Raw genomic sequence first — 20,258 nt, 5'->3', positions numbered from 1 at the left:
TTCTTCCTTACAGGATCGTGCGATGCGCTTTGTCTCTACCCGTGGCCAGTCCCCTGCCGTTTCGCTGAGTGCGGCAATCGCCGCCGGGCTGGCTCCGGATGGCGGCCTGTACGTGCCCGAACAGCTACCCGCGCCGCGCGATTGGGTCGCCACGCCGAGCCTGGCGCAGACCGCCGCGCAGGTGCTGGCACCGTTCTTCGAAGGGGATCCGCTGGCCGACGCGCTGCCGGCGATCTGCGCCGAAGCGTTTGATTTCCCGGTGCCGCTGCGTGCCTTGCCGCGTCGCGGTGACCATGTGCTGGAGCTGTTCCACGGACCGACCGCCGCGTTCAAGGACGTCGGTGCGCGCTTCCTCGCCGCCACCCTCGCGCGGCTGCGCAGTGGCGCGTCCACGCCGCTGACGATCGTGGTGGCCACCTCCGGCGATACCGGTGCAGCGGTGGCCGCAGCGTTCCACGGCCAGCCGGGCCTGCGCGTGGTGGTGCTGTACCCCGATGGCCGGGTGTCGCCGCGGCAGGCGCACCAGCTGGGCTGCTTCGGCGACAACATCCAGGCCTTCCGCGTTGCCGGTTCGTTCGATGACTGCCAGGCGCTGGTCAAACGGGCGCTCGGCGATGGCGAACTGCAGGCCAGGGTGCCGCTCAGCTCGGCCAACAGCATCAGCCTGGGCCGGTTGCTGCCGCAGATGAGTTACTACGCCCACGCCGCGCTCCAGCACCAGCAGGCGGGCAGGGCAGCGCTGAACCTGGTGATCCCGACCGGCAACCTGGGCAATGCGATGGCCGCGATCCTGGCACGGGCCATCGGCCTGCCGATCGGTCGCATCGCGCTGGCAACCAATGCCAACGACGTGCTGCCGCGCTATTTCGCCGGCGCCGATTACCAGCCCGCCGACAGCGTGGCCACCACCGCCAACGCCATGGATGTCGGCGCGCCGAGCAACTTCGAACGCCTGCGCTGGCTGTTCAACGGCGACGACGCGGCATTGCGGCAGGCCTTCACCGCCGAGGCGGTGGATGACGTGGCGATCCGCGCGACCATCGCCAGCGCGCATGCTGGAAGTGGCGACGTGTTCTGCCCGCACACCGCGACCGCGGTCACGGTGCTCAATGCGCTGCGTGCCAAGGGAGCCAAGGGGGACTGGGCGGTGGTGGCAACCGCGCACCCGGCCAAGTTCGAATCGGTGGTGGAACCGTTGATCGGCGAGGCGCTGGCGGTGCCGCCGGCATTGCAGGCGCTACTGCAGAGGCCGGCACATGCCGAACCGCTGGCGGCCGACTACGCGGCGTTCCGTGCGGTGCTGCAGGCCGGCGTCCCGATGCCCTGACGAGAAGCCGCCGAGCATGGCTCGGCGCTACCGGGGCGTGGCGCCGGTGCTGCGGTAGCGCCGACCCATGGTCGGCGAGCGCGCAGCGCGGCCTGTGTCCGGACCAGGGCGTGGCGCCGGTGCGCCGATCGTAGTGCGGTAGCGCCGACCATGGTCGGCGAGCGCGCAGCGCGGCCTGTGTCCGGACCAGGGCGTGGCGCCGGTGCGCCGATCGTAGTGCGGTAGCGCCGACCCATGGTCGGCGAGCGCGCAGCGCGGCGTGTGTCCGGCAGACGCCAGCTCTTTCCCCGCTTTCAGCGCCTTAACCGGTCGCCAGCGTCCGCAGCGCCGGTTCGTCCAGCAGTTCCACCACGTTGAGGTGGGGCAGGGCGATCAACGCCTGCTGGCGCAGCCGGGTGAAGGTACGGCTGACCGTTTCCATGGTCAGCCCGAGGTGATCCGCGATGTCACCGCGGCCCATCGGCAGGGTGACCCGCAGGGGGTCACCGCCCAGCCGCGCTTCGCGCTCGGCCAGCCGCAGCAGGAAGTCGGCCACCTTCTCGGTCGGTTGCAGGCGGGCCAGCGACAATGCGGCATCCTGCGCGTCATCCAGCGCCTGGCAGGCGCGCTGCAGCAGCTTCCGTTCCAGGTGCGGGTAGCGGCTGCGCAGCTCGCGCATGTGCGCCACCGATACCCGGCAGACCCGGCTGTCGGCGATGGCTTCCACGTCGTGGCGGTGATGGTCGCTGCTGCTCAGGCCCAGGTAATCGCCGGGCAGCACGAAGCCGGTGATCTGGCGGCGGCCGTCGGACAGCGTGCGCACCAGCCGCAATGCGCCGTGGGTCAAGGTATAGACGTGCTGGCGCGGTTCACCACTACGGGCCAGGGTCGCGCCCATCGCCACCTGTTGGGACACGGTCACCGCTTCCAGTGCCTGCCCTTCTTCGGGCGACAGCGCCGAACACACGGCCAGGTGGCGCACCGAACAGTGGGTGCAGTCCAGCGTGGTACAGCCGGCGGGGGCGGGATCAGGACGCGACATGGCGTGGGGACGAGGCGCGCAGCAGGGAAGCGCTCATGATACGCCATGTGGCCCGGTTGGCCTGGCGCGGGCGCGGCAGGCGACGCAACCGCTACAATAACCGCCCTTGCCCTTCCCCCGTTTTTCGCAGGAGCCCCACGTGATCAAGCCCCGTACCCCGCCCGGCATCATGGAACTGCTGCCGCGCGAGCAGATCGCGTTCCAGCGCATGCTGGACGTCATCCGCCGCAACTACGAGCGGTTCGGGTTCCTGCCGGTGGAAACCCCGGTGTTCGAGCTGTCCGACGTGCTGCTGACCAAGTCCGGCGGCGAAACCGAGCGCCAGGTGTATTTCGTGCAGTCCACCGGTGCGCTGGCCAATGCCGCGCAGGCCGGCGATACCTCCCTGCCGGAACTGGCGCTGCGCTTCGACCTGACCGTGCCGTTGGCGCGCTACGTGGCCGAACACGAGCACGACCTGACCTTCCCGTTCCGTCGTTACCAGATGCAGCGCGTCTACCGCGGCGAGCGTGCCCAGCGCGGCCGCTTCCGCGAGTTCTACCAGTGCGACATCGATGTGATCGGCAAGGATGCGCTGAGCATCCGCTACGACGCCGAAGTGCTGGCGGTGATCCATGCGGTGTTCTCGGAACTGCGCATCGGCGATTTCGCCGTGCAGCTGAACAACCGCAAGCTGCTGCGTGGCTTCTTTGAAACCCTCGGCGTGGCCGAAGGTGAGCGCCAGCTGGCGGTGCTGCGCGAAGTGGACAAGCTGGACAAGCGCGGCCCCGACTACGTACGCGAAACGCTGGTGGGCGAAGGCTTTGAGATCCCGGCCGGGCAGGTCGAGCGGATCCTGGCCTTCGTCGCGGTGCGCTCCAGCAGCCACGCCGACGCATTGGCGCAGCTGGACGCACTGTTGGCCGATCCGGCCGCCAGCGAGACGCTGAAGGTGGGCGTGGCCGAACTGCGCGAGGTGCTGCAACTGGTCAAGGCGCTGGGCGTGCCGGAAACCGCGTACTGCCTGAACTTCTCCATCGCGCGCGGCCTGGACTACTACACCGGCACCGTGTACGAAACCACGCTGACCGACCACCCGCAGATCGGTTCGATCTGCTCCGGCGGCCGCTACGAAGACCTGGCCAGCCACTACAGCAAGTCCAAGCTGCCGGGCGTGGGCATTTCCATCGGCCTGACCCGTCTGTTCTGGCAGCTGCGCGAAGCCGGCCTGATCGCCGGGATCGAAGACAGCAGCGTGCACGCGCTGGTCGCGCTGATGGACGACGCCAGCCTGCCGCAGTCGCTGGACATCGCCCGCCGCCTGCGCGCCGGTGGCATCAACGCCGAAGTGCAGATGGAGCCGAAGAAGATCGGCAAGCAGTTCCAGTACGCGGCCAAGGCCGGGATCCGCTTCGTGGTGCTGGCGGGCGAGGATGAGCTGGCGCGGGGCGTGGTGGCGGTCAAGGACCTGCTGCGCGAGCAGCAGTTCGAGGTCTCGCGCGAGGAACTGGCCAGCACCCTGCAGGTGGAACTGGAGCAGGCCAAGGTCATGCCGTGAGGCGGCTGGGGGCGGCGGCAACGCTGCTGCTCCTGCTGACCGCGTGCCGGACCGATCCTGCGCTGCATGGCCAGTGCATCGGCCCGGGCCAGTACCGGCTGACGGTCGACCGCTGCCATGTGTTCGACCGGGAGCAGCTGCAGCGTGACCTGCGCGGGTTGGCCGCGCAGAAATGCCCGGACGGGGCAGGGGAGCTGGAGGTCGTCCAGTCCATCCCGAGCCGCCAGGGCAGCCTGTTCGGCGAGTGCCTGCGCAGTGGCGCCCTCCGCGCCGAGGTAAGGTGCCGGTAGGTTACGACCGGTGCTCGGTACGCCTTGAACATCCCGATACCCAATGCAAACGCCCGCTCAGCGGGCGTTTTTCGTTCCCGCCCCCTGAACCAACCCGGTCCGGGCAGCAAGCCGGTTTGACCCGGCACCTTCGGTTGCGCTAATGTAATAGCACGTTATTACATTGATACGATGAAACTCCGCCCCGCTCCCCGAGAAAAAGACGCCCAGGCCGATCTGGCCTGCCTGGCTGCGGCCTTCGCCGCGCTGTCCAGCGCCGAACAGGTCACCGCCTTCCTGCGCGACCTGTGCACGCCGGCCGAGCTGGAGGCGCTGTCGGACCGCTGGAAGGTGGTGCCGCTGCTGCAGCAGGGCGTGCCGTATCGGGAAATCCATGAACTGACCGGCGTCAGCGTTACCACCACCGGGCGCGTCGCGCGTTCGCTGGAGCATGGACACGGCGGCTATGCCGCCGCCATTGCTGTCACTGCCACGCTTACGCCCCCCGAATCCGAGTAAGAGAGCCTCCCCCATGAGTGCAACCCAGACCGCCCCGGCACGCGACCGGCTGCGTATCGCCATCCAGAAGAACGGGCGGCTGGCCGAGCCGGCGCGCAGCCTGCTCACCGCCTGCGGGCTGAGCTGGCGGCAGAGCCGCGACAAGCTGTTCTGCTACGGCGAATCACTGCCGGTGGACCTGCTGCTGGTCCGCGACGACGACATCCCGGGGCTTATCGCCGATGGCGTCTGCGACTTCGGCATCGTCGGCCGCAACGAGCTGGACGAGCAGGGCGCTGCCCGCCGCCGGATCGGCCTGCCGGACGCCTACCAGGCGCTGCGTGGCCTGAATTTCGGGCAGTGCCGGTTGATGCTGGCGGTGCCCGAGGAGTGGGAATGGACCGGCGTCGAGCAGCTGGCCGGCAAACGCATCGCTACCAGCTACCCGGCGATCCTGGCCGACTGGCTGGCCGCGCGCGGGGTGGATGCGCAGGTGGTGGAACTGTCCGGGTCGGTGGAAATCGCGCCGCGCCTGGGCACCGCCGACCTGATCTGCGACCTGGTGTCCAGCGGCGCCACCCTGGCCGCCAACCAGCTCAAGCCGGTGGAAACGCTGCTGGAAAGCGAAGCGGTGCTGGCCGGCCCGGTAAAAACCCCCGACGACGCCCGCGCCGGCCTCATGGCGATGCTGCTGCGGCGGCTGGATGGCGTGGTCAAGGTGCGCGACAGCAAGCTGCTGATGTTCCGCGCCGCGCTGGACCGCGTGTCCGAACTGACCCGCCTGCTGCCCGATGCCGACCCGCTGGTGCAGCTTCCCGACGACGGCGGCCAGCTGCGTCTGCAGACCATGTGCCACGGTGCTTTGACCTGGCAGCGGTTGGAAGACCTGGAGCGCGCAGGCGCCCAGGGCCTGATGGTATTGAGCGTGGAGCGGTCGCTGGCATGAATCGTCTGAACTGGTCGGAACTCAATGAACTGGCCCGCGCCGAGGCCTTGCAGCGCCCCGTGCAGGCCGTCGCCGCGCAGACCCGCGAAGCGGTGGCCGCGCTGATCGCGCAGGTGCGTGCCGACGGCGATGAGGCCCTGCGCGGGATCACCGCGCGCTTTGATCGGGTGCAGCTGGATGACATCGAAGTGACCGCCGCCGAGTTCGACGCGGCCGAGCAGGCCGTGGCCGCGGACCTGCGCGCGGCGATGGAAGACGCCGCCGCGCGCATCCGGCGTTTCCACCAAGCCGGCATGAGCCAGGGCTTTACGGTGGAAACCGCGCCGGGCGTGCACTGCGAGCGGATGATCCGGCCGATCGGCCGGGTTGGTCTCTACGTGCCGGCGGGCAGCGCGCCGCTGCCCTCCACCGCGCTGATGCTGGGCGTGCCAGCGGCGTTGGCTGGCTGCCCGCAGGTGGTGCTGTGCACGCCGCCGCGCGCCGATGGCAGTGCCGACCCCGCTGTCCTGGTGGCCGCGCGCCTGACCGGCGTGCAGCGCGTGTTCAAGCTGGGCGGCGCGCAGGCGATCGCCGCGATGGCGTATGGCACGGCCAGCGTACCGGCCTGCGACAAGCTGTTCGGCCCCGGCAACGCCTTCGTGACCGAAGCCAAACAACAAGTGGCGCAGGACGGCAGGGTGGCCATCGACATGCCGGCCGGCCCGTCCGAGGTGCTGGTGATCGCCGACGCCGGCGCCAACCCCGCCTTTGTTGCGGCCGATCTGCTGTCCCAGGCCGAACACGGCCCGGATTCGCAGGTGCTGCTGCTGACCGACGATGCCGTGCTGCTGCAGGCGGTGGAAGCCGAAGTGGAACGCCAGGTGGCGCTGCTGCCGCGCCAGACCATCGCACGCCAGGCACTGGGCGCGTCCCGGCTGATCCAGGTGGATCGCCTGCAGGACGCCTTCGATATCAGCAACCGCTATGCACCGGAACACCTGATCCTGGCGCTGCGCGAACCACGTGCCTGGCTGGGCCAGGTGCAGGCGGCCGGTTCGGTGTTCCTCGGCGATTACACCCCCGAAGCGCTCGGTGACTACTGCAGCGGCACCAACCACGTGCTGCCCACCGCCGGTGCGGCGCGGGCCTGGAGCGGGGTCAGCGTGGCCAGCTTCCAGAACACCATCAGCGTGCAGAGCGCCAGTGCGGAGGGCATCGCCGCCATCGGCGGTTGCGCACGCATCCTGGCCAGCGCCGAAGGCCTGGACGCGCACGAACGTGCGGTCGCGCTGCGCATGGAGGCGGTGGCATGAGCGCCAGCGTGCAGGACGTGCTGGCGCTGCTGCGACCGGACCTGCAGTCCTTCGCCGGCTACAGCTCGGCGCGCAGCACGGCGCTGCAGGGCGATGTGTGGCTGAACGCCAACGAATCGGCATGGGCCAATCCGGCCGATGCCAGTGGCAGCAGCCGGCGCTACCCGGATCCGCAGCCGCCCGCCTTGCTGCAGGCGCTGGCGGGACTGTACGACGTCGGCCCGCAGCAGTTGCTGGTCGGGCGCGGCAGCGATGAAGCCATCGACCTGCTGGTGCGCGCGTTCTGCCGCCCCGGCATGGATGCGGTGCTGGCCACGCCGCCGGTGTTCGGCATGTACGCAGTGTGCGCGCGGCTGCAGGGCGCACCGCTGCTGGAGGTCCCGCTGGTGGAGGGCCCCGCCGGCCTGCAGGTCGATATCGACGCAGTGATCGCCGCCGCACGCAGGCAGGGCGCGCGGCTGGTGTTCCTGTGTTCGCCGTCCAACCCGGCAGGCAGCGAGATCAGCAGCGCGGACATCATCCGCACCGCGCAGGCGCTGCAGGGCCAGGCCATCGTGGTGGTGGACGAGGCCTACATCGAATACAGCAGCCAGCGTTCGGCAACCACGCTGCTGGAAGCACACCCCAATCTTGCCGTACTGCGCACGCTGTCCAAGGCGCATGCGCTGGCCGCCGCGCGGGTGGGCAGCCTGATCGCCGCGCCGGAAATCATCGCCGCGCTGCGCCGTTGCCAGGCGCCGTACCCGGTGCCGCAGCCGTGCGCCGAACTGGCACTGGCGGCACTGCAGCCGGCCGCGCTGGCGGCCACCCGCGCCCGTATCGACGAAGTCGTGCAGGAGCGGGTGCGGCTGTCCAGCGCGCTGGCGGCGGTGGCCGGCGTGCGCCAGGTGTATCCCTCGGCCGGCAACTATCTGCTGGTGAGATTCGACGACGCGCAGGGTGCGTTCGACGCGCTGCTGGCCGCCGGCGTGGTGGTGCGTGACCAGCGCGCCGCGCCACAACTCGGCGATGCGCTGCGCATCAGCATCGGCAGCACCGACGAAAACCAACGCGTGCTTGCCGCGCTCTCGGCCTGGAGGGCCGCTGCATGACCCCCATCCTGTTCATCGACCGCGACGGCACCCTGATCGAAGAGCCCGCCGACCATCAGATCGACGCGTATGAAAAACTGCGCTTCGTGCGCGATGTCATTCCCGCGCTGATCAAGCTGCGCGACGCGGGCTGGCAGTTCGTCATCGTCAGCAACCAGGACGGCCTGGGCAGCGAGAGCTACCCGCAGGCGATCTTCGATGCACCGCATGCGCTGATGATGCACGTGTTCGAAAGCCAGGGCATCGTGTTCCGTGACGTGCTGATCGACGCCAGTTGGCCGCATGAGAACCTGCCCACGCGCAAGCCGGGCATTGGCCTGATGACCGCCTACCTGCAGGACCGCAGCATCGACTGGGCGCGTTCGGCGATGGTGGGCGACCGCCTGGCCGACATCCAGTTCGCGCAGAACCTCAACATCCGCGGCTTCCAGCTGCGCACCGAAGAGTTCGGCGGCGAGTGGGACTGGCCGGCCATCGCCCACGCGTTGGCCGATGCGCCGCGCACCGCGGTGGTACAGCGCAACACCAAGGAGACACGCATCCGTGTCGAACTGGACCTTGATGCCCAGGCCGAACCACGGATCCACACCGGCTTGCCGTTCTTCGATCACATGCTGGAGCAGATCGGCAAGCACGGTGGCATCTCCGTGCGCATCCAGGCCGAGGGTGACCTGCACATCGACGAACACCACACCATCGAGGACACCGGGCTGGCGCTGGGCCAGGCGCTGCGTGAAGCGCTGGGTGACAAGCGCGGCATCGGCCGCTACGGCTTCACCCTGCCGATGGACGAGACGCTGGCCAGCGCCGCGCTGGATTTCAGCGGACGTCCGTACTTCGTGTTCGATGGCGAGTTCAAGCGCGAGCGCGTCGGCGACCTGCCCACCGAACTGGTGCCTCATTTCTTCCGCTCGCTGTGCGATGCGGCCGGGTTGAACCTCAACCTGCAGGTGCGCGGTGACAACGACCACCACAAGGTGGAAGCCTGCTTCAAGGCGCTGGCGCGCGCGCTGCGCACCGCCGTGGCGCGGCAGGGCACCGAGCTGCCCAGCACCAAGGGGGCGCTGTGACCGAAGTTGCCTTGATCGATGCCGGCGGTGCCAACCTCGGGTCGGTGCGCTACGCGCTGGAGCGGCTGGGCGCGCAGGTCCGGCTGGTGCGCGATGCCGACGGACTGCGCGACGCGCGGCGGGTGATACTGCCCGGCGTCGGTGCGGCGGTGCCGGCCATGCAGCGCCTGCATGCGCAGGGCCTGTTCGAGCCGCTGCGCCAGCTGGAGGTGCCGCTGCTGGGCATCTGCCTGGGCATGCAGCTGCTGTTCGAGCGTTCCGAAGAAGGCGGTGGCGTGCAGACGCTGGGGCTGATCCCCGGCACGGTGCGCAAGCTGGTGCCCGCCACCGGCATCCGCGTGCCGCACATGGGCTGGAACCGCCTGTTGCCGCTGCGCGGGTCGCCGCTGCTGCGCGATATCCCCGAACGCGCCAGCGCCTATTTCGTGCACAGCTATGCCGCCCCCTTGAACGCGCACACCGTGGCCGCCTGCGACCATGGCGGGCTGTTCAGTGCGGTGGTCGAGCATGGCCGCTACTTCGGTGCGCAGTACCACCCCGAACGCTCCGGTGACACCGGCGCCTTGCTGTTGCGCAACTTCCTGCAGGACACCGCCGAATGAGCTTCATCGTCTATCCCGCTCTTGATATCCGCGAAGGCCGCGTGGTGCGCCTGCGCCAGGGCGACTACGCCCAGGAAACCCGCTATGGCGACGATCCGCTGCCGCGCGCGCAGGCCTTCGCCGGGCAGGGCGCACAGTGGATGCACCTGGTCGACCTGGATGCCGCGCGCGCCGGCGGCTATACGCTCGCGCCCCTGCTGGCGCAGATCCGCCAGCAGGCCGGCCTGCACGTGCAGACCGGTGGCGGCGTGCGCGGTCGCGCAGACGTCGAGCGCATCCTGCAGGCCGGTGCCAGCCGGGTGGTAATCGGGTCGCTGGCCGTGCGCGAGCCGGATGCGGTGATCGGCTGGCTGGCCGAGTTCGGGCCCGAGCGCATCACCATCGCGCTGGATGCCCGCCAGGACGACGACGGCCAGTGGCAGTTGCCGATCCACGGCTGGACGGAAAATGCGGGCGTCACCATGGACGCCCTGGCCCAGCGCTATGCCGCGGCCGGCATGCGCCACCTGCTGTGTACCGACATCGCCCGCGACGGCATGCTGGCCGGCCCCAACCTGGACCTGTACCGCCACCTGGCCGGGCTGTTGCCAGGCGTGGCGATCCAGGCCTCCGGCGGCATCCGCGACGTGGCCGACGTGGCTGCTTCGCGCGCCGCCGGCTGCAGTGGCGCCGTGCTTGGCAAAGCCCTGCTGGAACAGCGGATGGACCTGGCCGAGGCACTGGCATGTTGAGCCGGCGCATCATTCCCTGCCTGGACGTGCGCGATGGCCGCGTGGTCAAGGGCGTGCGCTTCCGCGACCACGTGGACATGGGCGATATCGCCGAACTGGCGCTGCGCTACCGGGACCAGGGGGCCGATGAGCTGGTGTTCTATGACATCGGCGCCAGCCCGGATGGCCGCAGCGTGGACGTGGCATGGATCGAACGCATCGCACGGCTGATCGACATCCCGTTCTGCGTGGCCGGTGGCATCAGTGATGTGGAAACCGCACGGCGCGTGTTGCACGCCGGCGCCGACAAGATCTCGATCAACTCGCCTGCGCTGGGCCGCCCGGAGCTGATCACCGAACTGGCCGAGGCGTTCGGTGTGCAGTGCGTGGTGGTGGGCATCGACTCGGTGCGCGAGGCCGATGGGCAGTGGCGCGTGCGCCGCTTCACCGGCGACCCGTCCAAGACCCAGGCCGTGGCCGTGCGTACGCTGGACTGGGTGCGCGAAGTGCAGCAACGCGGCGCCGGGGAGATCGTACTGAACTGCATGGACAGTGACGGCGTACGCCGCGGCTACGACGTCGAGCAGCTGCGCCATGCGCGTGCGGCCTGCCACGTGCCGCTGATCGCCTCCGGCGGGGCGGGCACGCCCGATCACTTCGCCCAGGTCTTCGACCAGGCCGATGTCGATGGTGCCCTGGCTGCCAGCGTGTTCCACAGCGGCGCCATCGCCATTCCAGAACTTAAGCGCTATCTGCGCGAGCACCAGATCGAGGTACGTGATGTCTATTGAAGTGTTGCCGGGACTGCCGGCGCTGGAAAGCCTTGACTGGAGCAAGGGCGATGGCCTGTTGCCGGCGGTACTGCAGGATGCCGACAGCCTGCAGGTGCTGATGCTGGGCTATGTAAGTGCGGAGTCCCTGCAGGTGACGTTGCAGACCGGCCACATGACCTTCTTCAGTCGCAGCAAGCAGCGCCTGTGGACCAAGGGCGAGCAGTCCGGCAACGTGCTGGCGGTGCGGTCGATCGCGGTGGATTGCGATGCCGATACGCTGCTGGTGCGGGCACGCCCGGCCGGGCCGACCTGCCACACCGGCGCAGAGAGCTGTTTCCCGCAGGCACCGAAGGATTTCATCGGCCAGCTCGACCAGCTGGTGGCCACGCGCGAGGCGCAGCGCCCGGCCGGCAGCTACACCACCTCGCTGTTCGACGGTGGCATCCGCCGTATCGCGCAGAAGGTCGGCGAGGAAGGCGTGGAGACCGCGCTGGCGGCGGTGGTGCAGGGCGACGACGAACTACTGGGCGAAGCGTCGGACCTGGTGTTCCACCTGCTGGTGCTGCTGCGCGCGCGCGGCCTGGGCCTGCAGGACGTGCGCACGCTGCTGGAATCACGCCACCGCTGAACCAGGCGGTGACGCGGTTTATCTGGCGGGCAGGTAGCGTGGGCGCTGTTGGTACCACTCGCGCGCACCGGCCAGGTGCCACTGCCGCTGTTTGCCGTCCAGCTCCACGCCCGCGCCCAGCACGCCCCAGCGCAGGTACAGGTCGCCGCGCTTGCCGGCCTTGCCCAGGTCCAGCCGGCCGCGCAGCGAAAGCCGCGCGTTTTCTGCCTGCAGGTCATCCACCACCCACTGGCCATGGCGAAGCCGCAGTTGGCCGCTGGCCTGCACCTGCCCGGAATCGACCAGCCCCAGCACCCAGCGCGGGTAGCTGCTGCGCTCGCCGAAGGCATCCAGCAGCGGGCCGGCATCACGCAGGGTGATGTCGGCCATCGCATCGGCACTGAGCGGGGCCGCGGCTGCAAGATGCCCGCTGCGCACCGCCACCTCGCCCCACCAGCCGGCGTCCTTCGAGTCGGCGACGCGCACGTCCTGCAGGCGCACCGTGGTGCCGCCCAGGTCGAATTGTTTCTGGCTGAAATCGGCGCGCCGCACGCGGGCTTTCAGCAGCGCATTGCCGCGCATCGCCACGCCTGCCACCTGCATTCGCGCATTCTGGCCGCTCAGGTCGGCGCGGCCGGTACCGATGCGGCCGGTGGCGTCCAGTTCCACGTCACCGCTGATCAGCCCGGTGCCGCCCAGCAGCTTCACCTGTTCGTTGCCCAGGTAGCGGTTGTAGCGGGTCAGGTCCGGCACCTGCGCGTTGTTGAAGCGCAGCCGCGCACGCACGCCTTCCTTCAGTTCCTGCAGTCGGGCATCGCCGCTGAGTTCCAACGCCAACGCGCGCCCGTCGAACAGCACCTGCGACGGCGCATCGGACGGGGCGGCGCGGAACTGGTCCACGTCTACCTGCACATGTACCTGCGGCGTGCGGCCTTCGACGATCCGGCCCTGAGCCCGCGCGTCGCCCTGCATCCTTACCCCGGCCACCTCCGCGATGGCAGCCACGTTGGGAATCTCCGCGATGCTGCCCGGGGCCAGCTGGCCATCGACCAGCTTCACGTCGGCCCGCAACAGGCCGCCGCCATCCAGCCGGAACCATGGCTTGCGCACGATCAGGTCGGATATCCAGTTCAGCGAATCAAACGTCCACGCCGCCTTCAGCTGCCCTGACGTGCGCGGCAGCAGCCCGGACATCGCGTGGAAGGGGATCTCGCGCCCGGCGATGTGCAGGTCGGCATCCAGTTCACTGCCGCTGGCCTCATCGCGGGGCAGCCGCGCCTGCACCCGGATGTCGTCGGCCACGTCCAGCTGCAGCGCGAGCAGTCCACGGTCCTTGGCATGTTCGCCGGCGTGCACCGGCAGCCGCCACACTACATGTCCGCCGGGCCGCAACGTGCCATGGTCCATCGCCAGCTGGCCCTGCAGGCGGGCCGTGGAGGGCACCGTGCCCACCGTGGCACGGGCACCGGCGGTGTCGATGCGTACCGCCTGGCTGCGCCCGTCGATGGCCAGCTCGGCGGTCAGGATGCCGAGCTTGCGCAGCCCCGGCGCGTCGTCGCGGTAGTGGCGTGGGAAGCTGGCCCGCGCTTCGATATGCGCCTGGTCCAGCAGGGTGGTGCCATCCCAGCCGATCCGCGCATCGTCGAAGGTGGCGTTCGAATCGAACAGTTCGGACGGGCCGCCCTTCATCTGCTTCAGGAAGCCCACCGTGGCGCTGGCCTTGCCGGAGATCAGCAGCTTGCCGAACTGGCCGCTGCGGATGCTGTCGCTGTGGATCGCATCCATCCGCACCGTCCAGCCCCGGTTGCCGCGCGGCGGCGGCGGGATCGCTTTTTCCACGCGTTCAACCACCGCGCGTACGCCGACCGCATCCACGCGCGGGATGTGGATTTCGCGGCGCAGCAGCGCCGGCAGCGAGATGAACGCACTGGCCCGCTCGGCACTGAAGACGTAGACCGTGCGATTGGCCTGGCCGCGAACGTGCACGTTCCACAGCACCGCGTGGCCCGGCACCAGGGTCAGCGCCGGCCCATTGCGCAGCTGGAATTTCTCCGGTTTGCGGTTGGTCACCATGTCAAACAGCGGCGTGTTGAGAAACACATTGCCGGCGATCAGGTACAACAGGTACAGCGCCAGCAGTACGGCCAACAGGATGCGCACCGGGCGCGGCCAGCGCCGCAAACGCTGCAGGCGCTCGGGAAACAGGGACATGGCAGGCCGCAGAAAGAAAGAATGCCGCCACTATCGGCAGTGGCGGCGCGCCATGGCGTGAAGGCGTGGCGGTTGCAGGGCTCAGCGGCGGCGGTAATACGCCCGCGCCTGGCCGTGTTCGACGCTCCGGCGTGGCGCGGCGGCGTGTCAACCCTGTAATTGGCAATGGGGCGGGTGGTACCTTCGCTGCACCGTGTTATCCGTGATGCCCGATGACCAAGCTGTCGCACCGTCTGTCGATCCTCCTGGCCTCCGCGCCGCTGCTGGGTACAGCCCACGCGCAGCCCAGCGCGACCGATCCGCTGTTCACCGCCGCGCCGGAATCGCTGCAGCCGCAGCAGGTGCGCTCGCTGCAGCAGCGCCTGTCGGACTGGCCGCAGCTGGCGTACTACCGCGAACAGAACGCCACATTGCCGGCGCCGCGCAACGGCGCAGCGCGCGTGGTGTTCTACGGTGACTCCATCACCGAAGGCTGGGGCCGGACCGGCAGTGAGCGCTTCTTCCCGGGCAAGGGTTACATCAACCGCGGCATATCCGGGCAGACCACCGCGCAGATGCTGCTGCGCTTCCGCCAGGACGTCATCGCGCTGCGTCCTGCGGTGGTGGTGATCCTGGCCGGCACCAATGACATCGCCGGCAACACCGGCCCGTCCAGCCAGGCGATGATCGAAGACAACCTGCATTCGATGGTTGAACTGGCGCAGGCGCACGGCATCAAGGTCGTGTTGTCTTCGGTGCTGCCGGTCAGTGCCTATCCGTGGCGTCCCGGCCTGCAGCCGGCCGCCAGCGTGCGCGCGCTGAATGCCGCACTGAAGGGCTACGCAGAGCAGCAGCGGCTGGTGTATCTGGACTACCACGCAGCGCTGGGCAATGCGGACGGCGGACTGGACAAAGCGCTGGCAGAGGATGGCGTGCATCCCACGCCGGCCGGCTATGCAAAGATGGCCCCCTTGGCCGAAGCCGCGGTGGCGGCGGCATTGGCGCACTGATCGATTCCATTACAGGGGGCTGGCATGGTGGGGATGCAGGCGTGGGGCGCGGTGGAAAGCGGGGTGATGGGCGGCGCGCTGGCCAGCATGCTGGTGGCCTGGTGGACGCGGCGGTTGCCCCGCCATTACAAGGGGTGGTCGCGCGGCGCGTTGTCGCGTCGCCATCGCACGGAAATACGCATCGCCAATACGCTGTTCTTCGCCGGATTGCTGTTCGGCGTGGCGCTGTATCCGCTGGGCGGCTTTGCGCGGAATGATCCGCGGCCGTTGTTGCTGGCCTTCGGCCTGGCCTCGCTGCTGCCGTTGCTGGCGCTGATGGTGGTGCCCTGGCTCAGCGGGCGCAGTGTGCGGGCGGCATTCGTCGCCTTCAGCCATGGCCAGGGCACGCCGGTCTGGGCCACCTATCCACTGCTGGCCGCCGGTCTGGTGGGGCTGGGCTTTGCCATCGCAGGCTTCCTGCGCTGAGTGCGTTGAGGCGCACGGAAAGGCCCGCTACCGTGAGCGCATGACCATCACCCTCCGCAAAGAACATCCTGCAGACGCGGGCCCGATCGCCGTGCTGACCGAAGCGGCCTTCCGCACCGCGCCGCATTCCAGCCATACCGAACATTTCATCGTCGATGCGCTGCGCAACGCGGACCGGCTGACCCTGTCACTGGTTGCCGAGGACGCAGGGCGCATCGTCGGCCATGTCGCGCTGTCTGCGGTCAGCTTGTCCAGCGGCGATGCCGGCTGGCACGGGCTCGGGCCGATATCGGTGGATCCGCGGCGGCAGGGGCAGGGCATCGGCGCGGCGCTGGTGCACGGCGCCCTGCAGTGGCTGCGCGATCGTGGTGCGGCTGGCTGCGTGCTGCTGGGGGATCCCGGCTACTACACCCGGTTCGGCTTCAAGCCGTATCCGCAGCTGGCGCTGGCCGACGTGCCGGCGGAATACTTCATGGCGTTGCCGCTGGCCAGCGGCGTGCCGCAGGCGGAAGTGACCTATGACCCGCTGTTCGGCGTGACCGGCTGATCCGCCGGCATCAGCCGGCCAGCGCGACGGCCTGCTCCGATACCGCCAGCAGGATCGAACAGCGCAGGCCGTCGTCGGCAAAGCCGTAATCCACTTTCGCACCGATCTGGTACGGCAGGGCGCGTTCGATCAGCTCGCGGCCGGCGCCGCCACCGCGGATGCTCGAGGGATCGGCGGGCAGGTCGCGCACGCCATGCTCCTGCCAGTCCACGCGCAGCCGCGGGCTGGCGGCATCGGATGCCTCCGCTGCCACCAGGTTCCAGCGCACGTGCAGGCGGCCGCCTTGCTGGCGCAGCGCCCCGTACTTCACCGCGTTGGTGGCCAGCTCATGCAGGGCCATCGCCAGCGGCTGCACCGTGCCCGAACGCAGCGCCACGTCGGGCGGTCCTTCCAGCACGATCTGGGTGCCGTGCAGGGCCGGGTCCACGTGGGCGGAGAGTTCGGCACGCAGCAGCGCGTCGAACTGCACCCGATCCAGTTCACCCAGCCGCGACAGCAGGCTCTGCGCCCGTGCCAGCGCGTCCAGCCGGGCGTCGAAACGGCTCGAGAAATCAGCCATGTCGCGGCTGGTGGCCAGCGTACGGCTGGCCATCGCACGCACCACCGACATGATGTTGCGCGTGCGGTGCTGCAGTTCGTCCACCAGCATGCGCAGCAGCGATTCGTTGCGCGCACGTTCCTCTTCGTGTTCGCTGCGTTCGGTGACATCGCGCGTGGTGCCGATGATCGCCTCGACCTCGCCATCCAGCCCCAACTGCGGCACGAAGATGTAGTCGTACATGCGCCGGCCCAGCGGACCTTCGAAGGGCACGTCGCCACGGATCGGGCGTCGCGTGGCGATCACCTGGTCGATCTCGCGGCTGTGCATGGCCGCGTGCCAGTCCGGATAGCCCAGTTCCAGGCAGTTGCGGCCCAGCGCCTCCTCTTCGGTCTTGCCCCACATGCGCAGCAGTGCGCGGTTGGCATAGGTGAAACGGTGTTCCAGGTTGAACACGTAGGCCAGGTCGGGCGAGCTGTCCAGGAAGGCTTTCAGCCTGCGCCGCTCGCGCTCGGTATCATGCAGCGCATTGCCAACCGCATCGGCGGCCTGCTGCAGGGCGATCTGCTGGTCTTCGCGGTCCAGCACCAGCGCGGCGATGCGGGTGGCGAAGCGGGCTACTTCCTGTTCCCATCCGGTAAGCGCGCGCGGCGCGGACAGGAACAGCAGCAGCCATGCACGTTCGGGGTGGGCTTGCCGGGGGACCGCGATGGGCCTGCAGGCGGACAGGTCGTGCTGGCTGCACGCAGCCTGCCAGTTCGTGCGCCACTGCGTATCGGTCGCGACCTCGCCGCCACCCGGTAGTTCCAGATCCGCTGACGTCGGCGCGGCGCCGGGATGTTCCAGCAGCGCGGTGATCGTCGGGTGCACGTTGCAACTGCTGCCGTAACCCGGCCGCTGCCGGTCGCCCGGTGTGACGAAGAAGGCACTGCGCAGGCCGGGCTTCAGCCGTTCGATGGCCTCGGTGAGCACGCGCAGGCACTCGCGCGGCGGCGTACCCCGGGCGAGGGTATCCAGCAGCATTGCCTGCTCGCGGACCAGTTGTTCGGCACGCACCCGGCGGGTCATGTCCACGCACATGCCGCGCACTTGCCCCAGCGCGCGATCATGGCGGCCGCGCAGCATCAGCCAGCGGCGACTGATGCCATCGGTCCAGGGCAGCTCGATCTCAAAGACCGGCTGGTCCGGCTCCTGCCGCAGGATCCGCCGCCACGCACTGCGCACTGTGTGCGCGCCGATGCCGGCCAGCTGTGCGCTGGCCATGTCCGAAGCGCTCAGCTGGCGCGTTGCGAGGTCGAACTGCCACATGCCCACGCCGGTGTCGTCGAGGATGGCGTCGATGGCGAGCGCGTCGGTCAGGGCAGGGGACATGGCAGGCGCGGACGTTCAGGGATCGCCTTTTTTGCCAACCTTGCCGCCAACATGTTGTGAAAGTGGCAACGCTCCAGTCAGGTTCCGTCAAGGCGGAGGCGCAGCCCGGCATACACACCGAAACCTTCGCCCGGCGTGGAGCGCGCTATATCGCGGCCCCCATCGTCATAGCCCGGCGTCACCGTGGCGGCGTAGTGGCGGTCACCCAGGTTGCGCAGCTCCAGCCAGCCCTGCCAGCGCCCACTGGGCGCATCAAAGCCCACGCGGCTGCCAAAGATGAGGTGGCTGTCAGCGCGGTAGCTGTTGGCGTAGTCGACGAACACCTTGGAGGCATACTCGGTGTTCACTGCGGCATACACGCCCGAGGCGTTGTCATGACGCAGTTCGGCCTGGTAGAAGTGCATCGGCAGCCCGGGCAGGCGGTTGTCTCCGAAGCGGTCGTCATGGCGGTAGCGGAAGTCACTGAAGGTGTACGCCTGGCGCAGCGAGAGGCGCCCGGTTCCTGCCTGCCACAGCGTGCTGTCCAGCCCGGCTTCGATGCCACGATGCACGGTGGGGCTGGCGTTGTTCTCGGCGATGAACAGGTTCGGCACCGGCACGACTTCAACGCTCAACAGTTCGTGGTTGACGTGCGCGTAGTAGCCGGTGAGTTCCCAGCGACCGATCCGGCCCTCGCCGCGTGCACCGAGTTCCAGCGTGGTGGCAGTCTGGTTGTCCAGCTTCACCGGTGCGCGCTGGCGGCCGCTGGACGCGCCGTTGCCGGCGGCGAAGTACTGGTTGGAGCCCCAGATCATCGACCAGGGATGGGCCGGTTCCACCGAGCGGCTGAGGTTGCCGAACCACTGCGTGGCGGGCGACGCCTGCCAGGTGAAGCCGACACGCGGCGCGTAGTCCCAGTCGCGCTCGTTCAAGCGCTGACCGGTGCGTGGCCAGGTGACTTCCACCGTGCGCCGCGTCTGCACCAGCGCCAACCCGGTCTGCACGCGCAGTGCATCGCTCAGCTGCAGTTCGTTGCCCAGGTGCAGCGTGCTGTCGGTGCCGTGGTGGGAGAAGTCACGCGCGTGGGTGCCGGCTGCATAGCCGTTGCTGGCCAGGCGCAGCGTCTCGCGCACGTCGGCATCCAGGTCATGGGTGACGCGCAGGCCGAGCGTGGTCACGCTGTCATGGCCGAACAGGGTATGCCGGCGGCGGTAGTCCAGCGTGGCATTGAGGTTGCTGTAGTCCAGCTGCTGGCGGTACAGGCTCTCGTTCAAGTCCATCGGGTACTTGTGGTACACCAGCCCGGCCTGCAGCGAGGAGTCTCCGTCCAGCTGCAGCGTGGTCGTGTTGCCGATCCAGGTGCTGCCCGGCTGCGGCCGCTTCGCGTCGATCGCCAGGTTGGCCGGGTTGGCCGCGCGCGGGTCGTTGCGGACCTGCGCGCGGGTCAGTCGTCCCGGTGTTTCGTGGTTGGTTTCGCGGTAACGCAGGTAGAAGCGGGTCTGCAGGTCCGGGTTGATCTGCCAGCCGATGTTGGCCATCGCGCCCTTGCCATCGCCGCTCGCATGGCGCTGGTAGCCGTCGGATTCGGTACCGGTGTAGGCGAAGTAGTAGTCCAGGGTGTCCTGCACGCCGCCGTAGCCCAGGCTGCGTTTCTGGTAGCCGCGGCTGCCGGCTTCGTAGTGCAGTTCAAGGCCCGCTGCATCGCGGCCGCTACGGCTGACGTAGTTGATCGCACCGCCCAGCGCCAGTGCGCCGCGCTCGAAGCCGTTGGCACCGCGAAGCACCTCCACGCGCGACAGCCACAGCGGTTCCAGCAGTTCGTACGGGGTACCGCCGGCGGCGGTCAGCGGCAGGCCATCCAGCGACACCGCGATGCCCGAGGCATGTGCGCCCGGGCCGCGGTTGATGCCCGATCCGCGGATGGACACCTTGGTGCCTTCGTTGCCCGGCGACTGCGCACTGATGCCCGGCTGGTAGGCCAGCACGTCGGCGGTACTGCCGACGCGGCCCTGCGCGACCTTGGCCAGGTCGATCACGTTGCCGGCGCCGGGCACACGCGCCAGCGCCTCGCGCGCGGCGTCGGTGGTGTCGGCGGCGGTGACCTCGACGCGGTCCAGGGTAGTGGGCTGGGTGGCCGTTTCAGCATGGACGGGCAGGGTTGCCAGAGCGGTCAGCACGGAAACGGTAAGCACGCAGGTACGGGGGCAAGCAGAAGTCATGAGCGTTAGAGCCAGCAGCGAAGTGGGGCCGCGGCCGGGGGTGAGCCCTGTAAACCGCATAGAGGCGGCGAAAGTTAACAGTGTCTTCTGGTGTTGTCGAGCCTCAACGAGGCATGAAGACGGTTGGCTCTGGCAGCGCAGCGGCCAGGGCAGAAGCGTGACGACCAACGGTCGTCACCCACCAAGGCGACGGGGA

19 protein-coding genes are annotated in these 20,258 nt (G+C 69.1%); 15 read left to right on the top strand and 4 right to left on the bottom strand.

The window, feature by feature from the left end; translation table 11 throughout:
• Positions 1-22 precede the first annotated feature (22 nt).
• A complete protein-coding gene (gene thrC, locus ABE522_RS03480; RefSeq protein ID WP_346590503.1) occupies positions 23-1,327 on the top strand; it encodes a threonine synthase in 1,305 nt (434 codons plus the stop codon).
• A gap of 301 nt (positions 1,328-1,628) precedes the next feature.
• On the opposite strand, the gene ABE522_RS03475 is transcribed toward thrC, so the two are convergent.
• The gene (locus tag ABE522_RS03475) at positions 1,629-2,348 is read right to left on the bottom strand and encodes a Crp/Fnr family transcriptional regulator (RefSeq protein ID WP_042612520.1); all 720 of its coding nucleotides are present in this window, start codon (positions 2,346-2,348) and stop codon (positions 1,629-1,631) included.
• Between the two features lie 139 nt (positions 2,349-2,487).
• Between ABE522_RS03475 and hisS the strand changes: the two genes are divergently transcribed.
• The 11 genes from hisS to hisIE all read left to right on the top strand — a co-directional run bounded on the left by hisS (position 2,488) and on the right by hisIE (position 11,764).
• Positions 2,488-3,885 (top strand): histidine--tRNA ligase, encoded by a 1,398-nt coding sequence (gene hisS, locus ABE522_RS03470; RefSeq protein ID WP_346590502.1) that lies wholly within the window; start codon positions 2,488-2,490, stop codon positions 3,883-3,885.
• Entirely contained in the window at positions 3,882-4,175 is a 294-nt protein-coding gene (locus ABE522_RS03465) for a hypothetical protein (protein WP_346590501.1), read from the top strand. The genes hisS and ABE522_RS03465 overlap by 4 nt, the downstream gene beginning before the upstream one ends.
• Before the next feature lie 171 nt (positions 4,176-4,346).
• Positions 4,347-4,673 carry a YerC/YecD family TrpR-related protein gene (locus ABE522_RS03460; protein ID WP_346590500.1) on the top strand — a complete coding sequence of 109 codons (327 nt, stop codon included), beginning with the start codon at positions 4,347-4,349 and terminating at the stop codon, positions 4,671-4,673.
• Positions 4,674-4,686: 13 nt separating this feature from the next.
• A complete protein-coding gene (hisG, locus tag ABE522_RS03455; protein WP_346590499.1) occupies positions 4,687-5,598 on the top strand; it encodes an ATP phosphoribosyltransferase in 912 nt (303 codons plus the stop codon).
• Positions 5,595-6,890: a histidinol dehydrogenase gene (hisD, locus tag ABE522_RS03450; protein ID WP_346590498.1), complete on the top strand. Its 1,296-nt coding sequence runs from the start codon at positions 5,595-5,597 to the stop codon at positions 6,888-6,890. The genes hisG and hisD overlap by 4 nt, the downstream gene beginning before the upstream one ends.
• Positions 6,887-7,981, top strand: coding sequence for a histidinol-phosphate transaminase (gene hisC, locus ABE522_RS03445; RefSeq protein WP_346590497.1), 1,095 nt, complete (start codon positions 6,887-6,889; stop codon positions 7,979-7,981). The genes hisD and hisC overlap by 4 nt, the downstream gene beginning before the upstream one ends.
• The gene (gene hisB, locus ABE522_RS03440; RefSeq protein WP_346590496.1) at positions 7,978-9,051 is read left to right on the top strand and encodes a bifunctional histidinol-phosphatase/imidazoleglycerol-phosphate dehydratase HisB; all 1,074 of its coding nucleotides are present in this window, start codon (positions 7,978-7,980) and stop codon (positions 9,049-9,051) included. The genes hisC and hisB overlap by 4 nt, the downstream gene beginning before the upstream one ends.
• Positions 9,048-9,653 (top strand): imidazole glycerol phosphate synthase subunit HisH, encoded by a 606-nt coding sequence (gene hisH, locus ABE522_RS03435; RefSeq protein ID WP_192083704.1) that lies wholly within the window; start codon positions 9,048-9,050, stop codon positions 9,651-9,653. Before hisB ends, hisH begins: the two co-directional genes overlap by 4 nt.
• Positions 9,650-10,384: a 1-(5-phosphoribosyl)-5-[(5-phosphoribosylamino)methylideneamino]imidazole-4-carboxamide isomerase gene (hisA, locus tag ABE522_RS03430; protein ID WP_346590495.1), complete on the top strand. Its 735-nt coding sequence runs from the start codon at positions 9,650-9,652 to the stop codon at positions 10,382-10,384. Before hisH ends, hisA begins: the two co-directional genes overlap by 4 nt.
• Positions 10,378-11,154 carry an imidazole glycerol phosphate synthase subunit HisF gene (gene hisF, locus ABE522_RS03425; RefSeq protein WP_101099096.1) on the top strand — a complete coding sequence of 259 codons (777 nt, stop codon included), beginning with the start codon at positions 10,378-10,380 and terminating at the stop codon, positions 11,152-11,154. Before hisA ends, hisF begins: the two co-directional genes overlap by 7 nt.
• Positions 11,144-11,764, top strand: a complete 621-nt coding sequence (hisIE, locus tag ABE522_RS03420) for a bifunctional phosphoribosyl-AMP cyclohydrolase/phosphoribosyl-ATP diphosphatase HisIE (protein ID WP_191768099.1) — start codon at positions 11,144-11,146, stop codon at positions 11,762-11,764. Before hisF ends, hisIE begins: the two co-directional genes overlap by 11 nt.
• An 18-nt stretch (positions 11,765-11,782) precedes the next feature.
• On the opposite strand, the gene ABE522_RS03415 is transcribed toward hisIE, so the two are convergent.
• Positions 11,783-13,954: an AsmA family protein gene (locus tag ABE522_RS03415; protein WP_346590494.1), complete on the bottom strand. Its 2,172-nt coding sequence runs from the start codon at positions 13,952-13,954 to the stop codon at positions 11,783-11,785.
• A gap of 212 nt (positions 13,955-14,166) precedes the next feature.
• On the opposite strand from ABE522_RS03415, the gene ABE522_RS03410 reads away from it, so the two are divergent.
• From ABE522_RS03410 to ABE522_RS03400, 3 genes are read left to right on the top strand one after another with little or no spacing between them, the layout of a single operon-like run.
• A complete protein-coding gene (locus tag ABE522_RS03410; RefSeq protein ID WP_346590493.1) occupies positions 14,167-14,943 on the top strand; it encodes an SGNH/GDSL hydrolase family protein in 777 nt (258 codons plus the stop codon).
• Positions 14,944-14,967: 24 nt separating this feature from the next.
• Positions 14,968-15,408 (top strand): hypothetical protein, encoded by a 441-nt coding sequence (locus ABE522_RS03405; protein WP_346590492.1) that lies wholly within the window; start codon positions 14,968-14,970, stop codon positions 15,406-15,408.
• 40 nt (positions 15,409-15,448) lie between these two features.
• Positions 15,449-15,955, top strand: coding sequence for a GNAT family N-acetyltransferase (locus tag ABE522_RS03400; protein WP_346590491.1), 507 nt, complete (start codon positions 15,449-15,451; stop codon positions 15,953-15,955).
• Positions 15,956-15,965: 10 nt separating this feature from the next.
• Here ABE522_RS03400 and ABE522_RS03395 read toward each other — a convergent pair whose 3' ends face one another.
• Positions 15,966-17,864 carry a sensor histidine kinase gene (locus ABE522_RS03395; RefSeq protein ID WP_346590490.1) on the bottom strand — a complete coding sequence of 633 codons (1,899 nt, stop codon included), beginning with the start codon at positions 17,862-17,864 and terminating at the stop codon, positions 15,966-15,968.
• Between the two features lie 77 nt (positions 17,865-17,941).
• Positions 17,942-20,035 (bottom strand): TonB-dependent receptor family protein, encoded by a 2,094-nt coding sequence (locus tag ABE522_RS03390; protein WP_346590489.1) that lies wholly within the window; start codon positions 20,033-20,035, stop codon positions 17,942-17,944.
• Positions 20,036-20,258 lie beyond the last annotated feature (223 nt).

It is taken from the genome of Stenotrophomonas lacuserhaii (assembly GCF_039674585.1).
Taxonomy (GTDB): domain Bacteria; phylum Pseudomonadota; class Gammaproteobacteria; order Xanthomonadales; family Xanthomonadaceae; genus Stenotrophomonas; species Stenotrophomonas pennii_A.
The sequence above is the reverse complement of the archived record's forward strand: the minus strand, read 5'-3'. Positions and strand labels throughout refer to the sequence as shown.

Bases quoted from the DNA above. Each gene is read 5' to 3' on its own strand.
- hisA (WP_346590495.1), top strand. From the start codon at position 9,650: ATGAGCTTCATCGTCTATCCCGCTCTTGATATCCGCGAAGGCCGCGTG.
- thrC (WP_346590503.1), top strand. From the start codon at position 23: ATGCGCTTTGTCTCTACCCGTGGCCAGTCCCCTGCCGTTTCGCTGAGT.
- ABE522_RS03415 (WP_346590494.1), bottom strand. From the start codon at position 13,954: ATGTCCCTGTTTCCCGAGCGCCTGCAGCGTTTGCGGCGCTGGCCGCGC.
- ABE522_RS03475 (WP_042612520.1), bottom strand. From the start codon at position 2,348: ATGTCGCGTCCTGATCCCGCCCCCGCCGGCTGTACCACGCTGGACTGC.
- ABE522_RS03400 (WP_346590491.1), top strand. From the start codon at position 15,449: ATGACCATCACCCTCCGCAAAGAACATCCTGCAGACGCGGGCCCGATC.
- hisC (WP_346590497.1), top strand. From the start codon at position 6,887: ATGAGCGCCAGCGTGCAGGACGTGCTGGCGCTGCTGCGACCGGACCTG.
- hisIE (WP_191768099.1), top strand. From the start codon at position 11,144: ATGTCTATTGAAGTGTTGCCGGGACTGCCGGCGCTGGAAAGCCTTGAC.
- ABE522_RS03410 (WP_346590493.1), top strand. From the start codon at position 14,167: ATGACCAAGCTGTCGCACCGTCTGTCGATCCTCCTGGCCTCCGCGCCG.
- ABE522_RS03405 (WP_346590492.1), top strand. From the start codon at position 14,968: ATGGTGGGGATGCAGGCGTGGGGCGCGGTGGAAAGCGGGGTGATGGGC.
- hisD (WP_346590498.1), top strand. From the start codon at position 5,595: ATGAATCGTCTGAACTGGTCGGAACTCAATGAACTGGCCCGCGCCGAG.
- hisB (WP_346590496.1), top strand. From the start codon at position 7,978: ATGACCCCCATCCTGTTCATCGACCGCGACGGCACCCTGATCGAAGAG.
- hisF (WP_101099096.1), top strand. From the start codon at position 10,378: ATGTTGAGCCGGCGCATCATTCCCTGCCTGGACGTGCGCGATGGCCGC.
- ABE522_RS03395 (WP_346590490.1), bottom strand. From the start codon at position 17,864: ATGTCCCCTGCCCTGACCGACGCGCTCGCCATCGACGCCATCCTCGAC.
- hisG (WP_346590499.1), top strand. From the start codon at position 4,687: ATGAGTGCAACCCAGACCGCCCCGGCACGCGACCGGCTGCGTATCGCC.
- ABE522_RS03460 (WP_346590500.1), top strand. From the start codon at position 4,347: ATGAAACTCCGCCCCGCTCCCCGAGAAAAAGACGCCCAGGCCGATCTG.